The organism is Pontibacter virosus (assembly GCF_003096355.1).
In the GTDB taxonomy this organism is placed as follows: Bacteria; Bacteroidota; Bacteroidia; order Cytophagales; family Hymenobacteraceae; genus Pontibacter; species Pontibacter virosus.
Window position 1 is genome coordinate 142,953 of sequence record NZ_QEKI01000002.1, and the last position, 12,439, is coordinate 155,391.

At 52.7% G+C, this 12,439-nt stretch carries 6 protein-coding genes; 3 read left to right on the forward strand and 3 right to left on the reverse strand.

The window, feature by feature from the left end; all coding sequences use genetic code 11:
- Nucleotides 1-74: 74 nt before the first annotated feature.
- Nucleotides 75-2,486 carry a TonB-dependent receptor plug domain-containing protein gene (locus tag C8E01_RS03655; RefSeq protein ID WP_116542006.1) on the reverse strand — a complete coding sequence of 804 codons (2,412 nt, stop codon included), beginning with the start codon at nt 2,484-2,486 and terminating at the stop codon, nt 75-77.
- An 8-nt stretch (nt 2,487-2,494) separates the two neighbouring features.
- A complete protein-coding gene (locus C8E01_RS03660) occupies nt 2,495-3,058 on the reverse strand; it encodes a PepSY-associated TM helix domain-containing protein (protein WP_116542007.1) in 564 nt (187 codons plus the stop codon).
- Nucleotides 3,059-3,205: 147 nt separating this feature from the next.
- Here C8E01_RS03660 and C8E01_RS03665 point away from each other — a divergent pair, with 147 nt between their 5' ends.
- Nucleotides 3,206-3,676 carry a hypothetical protein gene (locus tag C8E01_RS03665; protein WP_116542008.1) on the forward strand — a complete coding sequence of 157 codons (471 nt, stop codon included), beginning with the start codon at nt 3,206-3,208 and terminating at the stop codon, nt 3,674-3,676.
- 131 nt (nt 3,677-3,807) lie between these two features.
- On the opposite strand, the gene C8E01_RS03670 is transcribed toward C8E01_RS03665, so the two are convergent.
- Nucleotides 3,808-6,993, reverse strand: a complete 3,186-nt coding sequence (locus C8E01_RS03670; RefSeq protein WP_116542009.1) for a WD40/YVTN/BNR-like repeat-containing protein — start codon at nt 6,991-6,993, stop codon at nt 3,808-3,810.
- Nucleotides 6,994-7,470: 477 nt separating this feature from the next.
- Here C8E01_RS03670 and C8E01_RS03675 point away from each other — a divergent pair, with 477 nt between their 5' ends.
- On the forward strand, nt 7,471-10,191 hold the full coding sequence (locus C8E01_RS03675) for a S8 family serine peptidase (RefSeq protein ID WP_116542010.1): 2,721 nt from the start codon (nt 7,471-7,473) through the stop codon (nt 10,189-10,191).
- A gap of 299 nt (nt 10,192-10,490) precedes the next feature.
- Nucleotides 10,491-12,422 (forward strand): molecular chaperone DnaK, encoded by a 1,932-nt coding sequence (dnaK, locus tag C8E01_RS03680; protein ID WP_116542011.1) that lies wholly within the window; start codon nt 10,491-10,493, stop codon nt 12,420-12,422.
- Nucleotides 12,423-12,439 lie beyond the last annotated feature (17 nt).

The following is a 12,439-nucleotide window of genomic DNA, read 5'->3' on the forward strand; positions in this document are numbered from 1 at the left end:
GGATGAGTTAATCTCAGAATCGAGGACATGAACGACTCTATCGATCAGTGCAAATGGGATTTGAGGTCACTAACTTAGAGCGTAGCCCGCACCGACAGCACAACATTTCTGCCCGCCGCTGCTATACCTGAAGAGTAAGGCCGGTAACGCTGGTCAGTGATGTTCTCTATACCTGCGCTCAGCGACAAGTGTTGGGTCAGTTGATACAGCGCCTTCAGGTTGAGGTTGGCCCAAGCCGGACTGTAGGGATTCCCGTTTCTGTCAGTAGCATACAAGTACGCTTTGTCCCGCTCCTCCGGTGCCAACTGGTTATACCGGATTGCTCCGTTATACACGGTGTAGAGGTCTGCTTTCAGGCGAAGGCGGGTATAGGTCAGGCGGGCAGTTCCGAAAGCCGGAGCAGCGTGTCGCAAAGGTGCCTCCGTGCCATTGTCCAGTTCCTCACGACCGTGTTGCACATTATACCTGGCAGCAAGGCCAAAGCCAGCGGGAAGCTTCAGTTCCATACCTGCCTGCACGCCCCACACCCTGGCAAAGGCGGCGTTCTGAATTGCCTGCACCTGACTACGTTCTCCCTCATACTCGATGCTGCTCTCGCCGCCCAAGGTGTAGTCTCTCCGCACCAGCGCATCCTGCAGGTAGGTATAGAAAGCAGTCGCATCCAGCTTCAGCACCTCCCCGAATGTTTTGGCCGCCCCCAGGTCTGCATTGTAAGCGTACTCTGGCTTCAGATCCGGATTGGGCACAACCACCAGCCCCGGTGCCGAGTCGAATATCTTGCCGATGTCATCCACATTCGGAGAACGGAAACCGGTAGACAAGTTGCTGCTCAGTTGCCAGGAAAGCACTGGGCTGAACACCATTCCGGCGCTACCCGTTACGGCCCCTGTATTGATGTCGGCGGAGGTGAAAGGGAGATCATAGAAACTGTTATCGAAGTTCGCATTCAGCAGGATGTGGTTATACCTGGCTCCTGTGAGCACTGTGAGTTTCTCGCCTGCTTTGAAACGGTAGGTCAGGAAGGCTGCATGCGAACTCCAGTCAGCACCGTCCGGGTAACGTGATGGTCCAGGTGCAACAGCCCCGGTATTTACGTTTTGGTCGGTGCCGGTGGAGTGCACTTTGTTGATGACCGTCTCCAGACCATAGAACAGGTGGTGCCGCTGCCCCAGCGCTTTTTCAAAATCGAGGTTGGCGGAGTAGGCGTTTACTTTCTCGTGTCGGTTATACCTCGCTGCTTTGCCCAGGTCCCGGTTGTGGCGACTCTCCTCAAAGAGCTGATGCGCCAGCCCGATACTGAGCTGATCAAAGAGCTTGTTGTTTGCCCGGTGCGTTGCCTGCAGGTGCTGCATGGCCCATACCTGCGGACCATAGTACCACTCTGCCGACCGGAGCGTTCCGTTGCGGTAAAGGGTGAGCCGGTCGTAGCGGGGCACGTTGGAGGTGGCAGAGTAATGGAAGCCGTACTGTAGTTCCCAGTTGTCGCTCGCCCTATACCTGATCTTCTGCATCAGGTTCAGCTGGTCGTAACCAGTGTCTACCTGCCGCTCCTGGTCGGGGTTTGCGATCACTTCGTCATGCCCGTTTTGGGTACGCACATACTCGCGCCGCAGGTAGTCATCTGGCCCGCGTGAACCCATGCGGAGGTCGCCGTAATCGCTGAAAGTGGCGCTGGTCAGGAAGGCCCACTTTTTTAGGCCGTAACTCAGGTCCAGGTGGCCAGTTTTCTCGTTGTTAGCTGACGACCATCTCACGACAGCGTTTCCTTTTACAACCTGGGTAGCGTCAGTTGCATACTTTGGAGACAAGGTATAGAAGTTCATTACACCCCCAATCGCATCGCTGCCATACATCACAGAGCCCGGCCCGAAAAGTACTTCTGTCCTTTGTGTGGCAAAGGGATCTAGCGAGATGACATTCTGCAGGTTGCCGCTCCGGTAGATGGCTGTGTTCATGCGCACACCGTCTACTGCAATCAGCACCCGGTTAGTGGCAAAACCGCGTATCATGGGGCTTCCGCCTCCGCCCTGGCTTTTTTGGATATACACCTCCCCCGTCTGTCCCAGCATGTCAGCGGCTGTCTGAGGTTGCCGCAGCAGCACATCTTTTGGTCGGATGGTACTCACGCGTTGCGGCACTTCTTTGGCATCCTGCTGCCAGCGTGTCGCTGAAACAACCACCGTGTTCAGGGCAATTTTATTTTCCCGCAGGTATAGCTGAAAGCCCATCCGCTGTAGTTGCCCGTACGACAGGATTTTCTGATCATACCCCACCAGGCGAACCACTACACTATCAAGTCCCTTGAAAGGACTGACATCCACTTTTCCTTTGCTGTCCGTAAAAATTGGTTGTGTTGTGTTTACACCAGAGAGTTGCACCATTTCCAACGGCTGTTGCGTTACCTGATCTTTCACGGTCAGGACTTGTCCGAACGTAGAAGAACTGAGCAGGCAGAGCCATCCCATTACATGCAGGAGTTTCTTCATGCTGCTTACTAGCTTTTGATCTTTCTGATCTGTTTTGGGTAGAACCAAAGGAAGAATCCCGTGACTGAGAGGATCAGCAGCCCCAAGCCCAGCACATTCATGGAGATCAGTTTGAAAAGATCGCTGATGATGGAGCCGTCGTGTATTTTCTCGATCCAGTCAGAGTGACGGCGGGCAACAGACAGTACTTTGCCGGTGCTCGCATCCAGCTGTACCTCCCAGCTACCATCTGTAAAAATGGTTTTGACGATGCCTTTATCCAGACGGGCTTCAATGCGGTCGATGGGATTGTTGTTGATGCCCTGCGCAGAATCCAGACCAGCAAGAGATCGTGCTGACAACTCCGCCAGCGGCAGCCACTGCTGCAGGTCTGTGGTCACTCCTTTTTGCGTAGGCGGTTGCAGCAGGTCCACATCTTTTTTCCAGCCCAGTAGTATACCTGTCACACTGCTGATCAGGATAAACATGCCCAGAAAAAGTCCCAGGTAGCGGTGGTATACCCGAAAATTGCGCAGCCGGTCAGCTAGCGTTCTTACTTTCTGTTTTACAAGGGTGGCAGTACTGGTACTCACGTAATTAGATTAGTGTAGGTATGAAAAGCCAATATCCAACAATTGCGGCAGATAAACAATGTGGCGACACCAGTCTTTAAAATTTGCGTACTAATTGCAACCATCCTCCGTTTTATGGGCTCCTAAGGTTGATTAACCAATAAATATATGATTAAACTGTTTTATCCACTCCTGGCTTTGGCACTCCTCACCGAGTGTCAACCAGAAGAAGCCTACAGAACCGCAGCAACCAGACAGGAAACCGGCGACCTGAAATTTGGCAAGGAGGCGCTCCTGCAGCAGTACGGGCAAATTACGATGTACGGGGAGGGAGTGCCGCGCCGCCTGATCGTTTCCCTGAAAAGTATCCAGGATTCCCGTTGCCCCACCGACGTTGACTGTGTGACAGCGGGCAACGCCACTGTTGCGCTGCGGGCCTCCAACAGTCAGGGCGCTAACGAAAACATCACACTCTGCATCGGCGACTGCGGGACCGAGGGTGCCAGAGAAACCCATACCGTAGCGGCAGAGGTCGGTGGTGTCAACTATACCTTCACGCTGAAGGGTGTGAAGCCATACCCCGGCCTGGCGCACGAAGGCGAAGTGCAAAAAGCGGCTTTGGTGGTGGAGAAGAAATAAGCACCTCCCTGTTTTATACCTGACGCAATTGTAGTTAGCTGCCTCTATAAGAAAATCTTCACAGGCCCAAAAATAAGAAAGCCCTACCATTGCTGGCAGGGCTTTCAGTTTCCTCAGGTATAGGCTATATCTTACAAAGATCCTGTCGCCGGGGCTGCCTCAGCTTTCTTCACCGAGATCGCATCCACGCCTTTCTCCTTCACCAGTCTATTCAGGGCCGGCACGTCCTGCATCTGCACTTGTTTGAACAGGTTCAGCTGCTCGTCTATTTGGGCGGTGATCTCCTTTTTGAAGGCATAGGCCTGATCAGTCGGACGGAAGTCGCCGGTGCTTACCTGCCCCACCAGGTTCGCCAGCTTGTTGTTGAGGCGGATCGGGAAGTTGAGCGGGTCCTGTCCGCTGCGGTTCTTCGTCTGGTACAAGGCTTCTTCAATAGCCGTGATCTTCTTGTCGATGGCCGTCGCAGACTCCACCACGTCTTTGTAATTCTCCTGGCCTTTCAGGTTGCCTTTGAGCGTGTTGAGCTGTGCCCGCATGGTGCGGATGTCTTTGATCGCGTCATGGGTTTCGGTGAGTTTGTCGCGCACTTCGTTCAGGAAGGTGAACTGTGCAACCCTGTCCTCCGGGGTGGCTTTGGTGCGTGGGTCCGGAAGGATGGTGAAGTCCATTTCCTGGCTTTCTTTGTTCACGGTGAGTTTCGCTTTGTACAAACCAGGTATAGCCTTCGGTCCCTGCAGTCCACCGCCCCACAGGATGATGCCGTCAAATTTGCTGGCTTCCGGGTAGCGCATGTCCCACACAAAGCGGTTCATACCTTCCTTCACTTCCAGCTTGTCCTTCTTCTCTTTGGCGTTGCTCAGGTAGCTGCGGATTAGTTTGCCGTTCTGGTCCATTATGTCCAGTTGTACCACGGTCGCCGAATCCGGTTTCTGTGGCAGGTAGTAGTGCACCATCACACCACCCGGATGGTTCTCGCCCGCTGTTTTGGAAAGGCCGCGGCTGCCACCGTCCATCTTGTAAGTATCCAGCGGCTTGTACAGGTGAAACTTGCTCTTGGCTATCCCCTCGTTCAGCTGGTGCAGCGGCGTAAGGTCATCGATGATCCAGAAGCTACGGCCCTGCGTGGCGGCGATCAGGTTGTCATTCTTGATGGTCAGGTCCGTGATCGGCACGATCGGAAGGTTCAGCTGAAACGGTTGCCAGCTTTGCCCGTCGTTGAACGACACATACATGCCATACTCAGTACCAGCGTATAGCAGCCCCTGACGCTTCGGATCGGCGCGTACTACGCGGGTGAAGTGGTGGCCCGGTATACCTGTCGTGATCTTTGTCCAGGACTTGCCATAGTCGGTCGTTTTGTACAGATATGGGCTAAAGTCACCGGACTTGTACATGGTGGCCGCCACGTAGGCAGCACCCTTTTGGGTCGGGTGCGCTTCAATGCTGTTGATCTGGATCCACTCCGGCATACCTTTCGGCAGCACTTTCGTCCAGCTCTTGCCATTATCGCGGGTTACATGGATCAGGCCGTCATCTGAGCCCGTCCAAATCACACCCGACTCTACCGGCGACTCGCTGATTGCGAAGATGGTGCCGTAGTATTCCACGCTGGTGTTATCCTTGGTGATCGGCCCACCAGACGGCCCCAACTTGGTGGAATCGTTGCGGGTCAGGTCCAGGCTGATGGTTTCCCAAGACTGCCCTTCGTTATAGGTGACGTGCACGTGGTTGGACGTTGTATAGAGTTTCTTGGGGTCGTTGGGTGAGAACATGATCGGGAAGTTCCACTGAAAGCGGTACTTCATCCCCTCGGCACCGTGGCCCATCGGGTTGTCCGGCCACACGTTGATCACGCGTTCCTGCCCATTGCTGTGGTCCACGCGCGACAAAAAGCCACCGTAGTTGCCACCGTACACGATCTCCGGATTTTCCGGATTCACGGCCAGGTGCGCACTCTCCGATCCGGCTGTTTCTTCCCAGTCATCCTCGGTAATGCTATACCCCGTAGAGCGGTGACTGATGCGCACGGTCGAGTTATCCTGCTGCGCTCCGTAAATGCGGTATGGGAAATGGTTGTCAGTTACGACACGGTAGAACTGGCCGGTTGGCTGGTTGTTCATGGTGCTCCAGTTCATGCCGCCATCCGATGTTACCTGCGCCCCACCGTCATCGGCGATCACCATGCGCGACGGGTTCTCGGGTGCAATCCAAAGGTCGTGGTGGTCAGCGTGGCCCGCGTAGGCGGACGTAAAGGTCTTGCCGCCGTCTTTGCTGCGGTGGTATGCCACGTTCAGCACGTATACCACGTCTTCGTCTTTCGGGTCGGCATAAACGCGGGTATAGTACCAGGCCCGCTGGCGCAGGTTGCGGTCGTCGTTCATTTTCTTCCAGGTCAGGCCGCTGTCGTCGGAGCGGAACAAACCGCCTTCATCGGCTTCTACCATGGCAAACACACGGTTCGAATTCACCGGCGAAACAGTTACGCCTATGATGCCAAGTGTACCTTTTGGCAAGCCTTCATTTTTCGAGATGTCTTTCCAGGTATCGCCGCCGTCCGTACTTTTCCAGATACCGGAGCCTGGTCCGCCTGAGGACAGGCTGTAAGGCGTGCGGCGCACGTTCCAGGTGGTGGCGTACAGGTGGCGTGGGTTGTTCGGGTCAAGGATCAGGTCGACAGCACCGGCATCTTTGTTGGCAAAGAGTGTTTTCTTCCAGGTTTTGCCGCCATCCGTGCTCTTGAACACCCCCCGCTCCTCATGCGCTTTGTACAGGTCCCCCATCACAGCAACATACACTATGTCCGGGTTTTGCGGATGGATGCGGATGCGGCCAATGTGCTTGGAATCTTTCAGGCCGACCTGCTCCCAAGTCTTGCCAGCATCCACTGAGCGCCACATTCCGTGGCCCGACGACACGTTGCCGCGCACCGTCTTTTCTCCTTCGCCCACATATATTACGTTGGGGTCGGACTTACTCACAGCCACGGCACCGATAGAACCACCGAAGAAGCCATCTGATATATTTTCCCAAGTAGAGCCGCCGTCGGTGGTGCGCCATACGCCGCCACCCACGGTGCCCATGTAATAAAGGTTAGGTTTTCCTGGCACACCGGTTACGGTTGCCGAACGACCGCCCCGGAATGGACCGATGGAGCGCCAGGTCATGCCATTGTAAAGTTTGGCGTTATATGGGGCAGTTGCTTCTTTCTGCTTGCTGCTGCGCTGCTTCTGTTTCTGGGCCTCCGCTTCTGGCGACGAAAAAGTCAGTGCCAGCAGCAGGCAAGCCACCGTGCCTGTTCTAAGAAAGGTGCTTTTCATGTAAAGGAGAGCGATAGTTTAATAGTCTTTTTGTTTGATGAACTGATTTAGGAAAGTTTAGCCAAAATAGCAAATCATAACAACCGATGGGCTATACCTTTTGAAGCCCTTTAAAGGGAATTAACCTCTGTCAAAAAGCATAAAGCAAATTTTGGGTATTTATTCGTCCATATGTAAGTATTAATTGCAAAATAAATGCAAAAAATAAAAAAATTTCACATTTTAATACCAAGTCCAAGAACTTCAACAAGTCTTGAAAATTTTATAAATCCATGAAACTAAGTATTTTGTTAAGGATTGAAAATAAGGTGTTTAACCATCGAAGTGACACCTTTTTTAAATTTTCTATTCTTTACCAATTAACATAAAACAATATAGTACAAACCAAGTATAAAGCACTTTATCGCTTACAATAGAATAGTCGCTCATGAAGCTATTCTATTTCAGTGCCATTTCAAACCAAAAAACAGCTCATCTATGAACAGATTCTTTACGTTGGTTGCAGCGCTATTCTTTCTTGCGAATAGTGCTTTTGCACAAGCTACTGTCGATCCCGAATTGCGGCAGGCGTTAAACTCCTCGCTATTGCCACAACAAGTAATTGTAACTTTTTACGGCGATAAAGCTCCGAGCAGCAGTAACATCTTATCGCTCAATTTACTTGGCATCACAACAGGTGTCTCTTTGCAATCCTTGCCAATTGTGGGTGTGCTAGCTACTGCCGCACAGGTGGATGCGCTGGCTAAAAACACACAGGTGCGCTCGCTGTACCTGAACAAGAAACTTACTTATTACAACTACCACGACACCCATCTGACCGGTGTACAGCGGCTCCGCAATGATATGGAGATGACGACCCGAAACGGCGGGCTGCCAGTTTCAGGAAAGGGCGTAACGGTGGTTATTAACGACAGTGGCGTTGACGGCACACACGAAGACCTGAAGCTAGGTAAAAATCTGAAGCAGAATGTACTTGGCAGCACGAACCTAAACGGGCTTGTAACGATTCTGCCTCCTACCTGGTTGGAGAATGTGCCTAACACAGACACAAACTCTGGTCATGGCACGCATTGCGCAGGTTCTGTAGGAGGACTGGGCACGATGTCGAAAGGCAAGTATGCAGGTGTGGCCAACGGTGCCGACCTCATAGGCTATGGCTCTGGCGGTGCGCTTTTCATTCTGGATGCACTCGGCGCCTATGACTGGACCATGCTCAACCAGGCCCGTTATGGCATTCGCGTGATGAGCAACTCCTGGGGCACATCAGGTGCTTTTGATCCGAATAACCCTGTAAACGTGGCCTCGCTGGCCGCTTATAAGAAGAACATCATTTCGGTATTTGCTGCCGGCAACGAAGGCCCAGGCTCTGATACGCACAACCCATACGCCATTGCACCCTGGGTGATTTCTGTTGGCGCCGGTGACAGGTATGGCAGACTTGCCGATTTCTCATCCAGAGGCGTTAAGAACCACAAACAGACGATCACCTTTGATGGCAAAACCTGGACGGTAGAGAACAGACCGACCATTGTCGGACCTGGCGTAGATGTGATTTCTACAAGAGTAATAGCGCCTCTTGGCGCTCTTGCAGCCGAGCAGGATGTAGCAGTACTTGAGCCTTCTGAAGTTCCTTACTACTCACACATGAGCGGTACCTCCATGGCCACGCCACACGTGGCAGGTATTGTCGCCCTGATGCTGGAGGCGAACCCGAAACTGACTCCGGATCAGGTAAAATCTATCCTGCAGCAGACAGCTACCAACATACCTGGCCGTGAGCCATGGGAAGTAGGCGCCGGTTACGTGAACGCCTATGCCGCCGTGGACCACATCTTCAGAAGCACATCTTTCGGGTCTCAGCTGAACATCACCAGGAAATTCAACAGCAACATTAACTCTTCGGCTGCAGAGCAGACACTGCGCATCGACTACAATCCAGCAACTGCCTCTACCAATGAGCGCACATTTAATGTGGCGCAAGGCGTGACAGGTATAGAGGCGAAGATGTTTGCGACAGGCCTGCTTGGTGAAACAGGCAACACCGTGGGCCTACGTCTGGTTGCTCCAGACGGAACCATCTACAGTTCAGGAATCTCTGCACTGTTTACTTTGTACACTGACCGTGCCGTTGCCGTTGCCAACCCGATGGCGGGTGAGTGGAAAGCTGTCATGTACGGATTGCAAGGGGCGGCCTTCCCTGAAACAATAGATGTGAAAATAACGCAAACACAGATCCTGGGCACATCAGGTCTGACGGATATTGCCAGCCACCCTGCCAAGTCGGCGATAGAACTGGCTGTTGGGGAGCGCCTGGTAGACGGCCTGAGCGACGGCACCTACAAGCCTGATGCTTTGTTAAAACGCATTGAATTAGCCGATTACCTGATGATGGGCCAGGGTACACGCCAGTACATTCCAACCAACGGGGCTGTTTCTTTCACTGACGTTGCTACTGGACAAAAACTACTAGCGGAATCGGTTACGGCAAAAGGCGCTGGCTTGCGTGATGGCTTCCATACCTTCAATGGACTAATGACACCAACAGCTACCGGCAAATTCAGTCCGAGCGGCAGTGTGAGCAGAGCTAGTCTGGCTTATTCGCTGGTGCAGGCACTTGGTCAGGAAGAGGAGGCACTCAAGCGTAATGGCACGGCACCAACTGTAACGCTCAACGGCACCACCTACCCCATAGAAGACGCGAAGGACATACCTGCAGGTCTGGAGGGATATGTAAGTGTGGCGCTGGAACTGAACCTGATCAATGCTTTCTATTCGGTTACGCAAGGGCCTTACGACCTGCAGCCGGTACTGCACGCTACTTTCAAGCCGAAAGCAAACGTCACCCGCGCTGATTTTGCCGTGATTGTGACACGCACCTTCAACGGTTGGAACGAACTTGCCGCTGCAAGCACCTCAGCTATGCAAATGGCAGAAGCGACCAATACAAAGGCTATCGCCTACCCGAATCCTTTCGCTGAAACAACCACTATCCAGTATAATCTGGAAAACGACGGCTTTGTAACGATGGAGGTCATGGACATCATGGGTAAGAAAATCAGAACGCTTGTTTCGGAGTCAAAGCAGTCAGGCAACCACGAGGTGAAGTTCGACGGTAGTACGCTCCCAAGTGGAACCTACCTGTACCGCATCAATGCGAATGGAAAAACATCAACCATGAAAATGGTGATTGCACGCTAGACATTTCGTGAACAGGACATAAAGGAGCCCTCCAGTGTGAGGGCTTTTTTATGCCCGGGTGCTATCAGCTGAACAGGTATAGCAGAGCCACCATACATTGCTATACCTGTCCATAAGTTGGCAAATGTGTCTTGGTTGTCGGGATTCTATTCACGCAAAAGCGACAAAAGGAATCATCGCACACTCACTTGTGACAGAATGACAGGCAAAACAGGTATAAACCGCCTTGGCACATACCTTGATAGATTGCTACCAGCAGTAAAAAAGAAATTGTAATCGAATCATTATAAAACTATAGAATGGGAAAGATAATTGGTATTGACTTAGGTACAACCAACTCCTGCGTTGCCGTAATGGAAGGCAACGAGCCAGTGGTTATACCCAACAGCGAAGGCCGCAGAACTACTCCGTCTATCGTCGCTTTCCTGGATGGCGGCAAAGGCGAGCGTAAGGTGGGTGACCCTGCCAAACGTCAGGCAATCACAAACCCGCAGAACACGATCGCTTCAATTAAGCGCTTCATGGGCCACAGCTACAATGAAGTGAGCGAAGAAGCCAAGCAGGTGTCTTACAAAGTGGTGCAGGGTGGCAACAACACCATCCGCGTAGAAATTGGCGACCGTCAGTACACGCCACAGGAAATCTCGGCAATGGTACTTCAGAAAATGAAGGCTACGGCAGAAGATTACCTGGGCACTACGGTAACAGAAGCCGTGATCACGGTACCTGCCTACTTCAACGATGCACAGCGTCAGGCCACGAAAGAGGCCGGTCAGATCGCAGGTCTTGAAGTGAAGCGTATCATCAACGAGCCCACGGCAGCAGCGCTTGCTTACGGCCTTGACAAGAAACACAAAGATCAGAAGATCGCGGTATTCGACTTAGGTGGCGGTACCTTCGATATCTCTATCCTGGAGTTGGGTGACGGCGTGTTCGAAGTGCTTTCTACCAACGGTGACACACACCTGGGTGGTGACGACTTTGACGCCAAGATCATCAACTGGCTGGCTGACGAGTTCAAGAACGACGAAGGCCTGGACCTGCGCAAAGACCCAATGGCCTTGCAGCGTCTGAAAGAAGCCGCTGAGAAAGCTAAAGTTGAGCTTTCTTCTTCAAACGAAACAGAGATCAACCTGCCCTACATCATGCCGGTTGATGGTGTGCCAAAGCACTTGGTACGCAAACTGACTCGCGCTAAGTTCGAGCAGCTGACAGACGATTTGATCCGTCGCTCGATGGAGCCTTGCAAGAAGGCCCTTCAGGACGCTGGTCTGTCCACTTCTGACATCGACGAAGTGATTCTGGTAGGTGGTTCTACCCGTATACCAAAAGTACAGGAAGAAGTAGAGAAGTTCTTCGGCAAGAAGCCTTCTAAAGGTGTGAACCCGGATGAAGTAGTAGCTATCGGTGCTGCGATTCAGGGTGGTGTACTGACAGGTGAAGTAAAAGATGTGCTTCTGCTGGACGTAACGCCACTATCACTGGGTATCGAAACCATGGGTGGTGTAATGACGAAGCTGATCGAGTCGAACACGACTATTCCGACTAAGAAGTCTGAGACTTTCTCGACCGCATCGGATAACCAGCCTTCGGTTGAGATTCACGTACTGCAGGGTGAGCGCCCAATGGCGAAAGACAACCGTACCATCGGTCGCTTCCACCTAGATGGCATTCCACCAGCACCACGTGGCGTTCCGCAGATCGAGGTTATCTTCGATATCGACGCCAACGGTATCCTGCATGTAACGGCTAAGGACAAAGCCACTGGCAAGGAGCAGAAGATCCGCATCGAGGCTTCTTCTGGTCTGAGCGAGCAGGAGATCGAAAAAATGCGTCAGGAAGCAGAAGCCAACGCGGAAGCTGATAAGAAGGCGAAGGAAGAGATCGAGAAGCTGAACGCGGCTGACTCTATGATCTTCCAGACCGAGAAGCAGCTGAAAGAGTATGGCGAGAAGCTGTCCGAAGGCAACAAGTCTAACATTGAGGGCGCACTTGGTCAGCTCAGAACAGCACACGGTGCCAAAGACATCACCGGAATTGACGCAGCCATCGAAAGCTTGAACAACGCCTGGCAGGCGGCATCGCAGGAGATGTACGCTGCCGGAGGCGGACAGGAAGGAGCTGCTGGTGCAGCCGGTAACGGTCAGCAGGCTGGCGGTCCGCAGGGCGCTGCCACGGACGACGGCGGTGTAACCGACGTGGACTACGAAGAAGTAGACGGTAAAAAGTAAGATTTAACACAAACTAT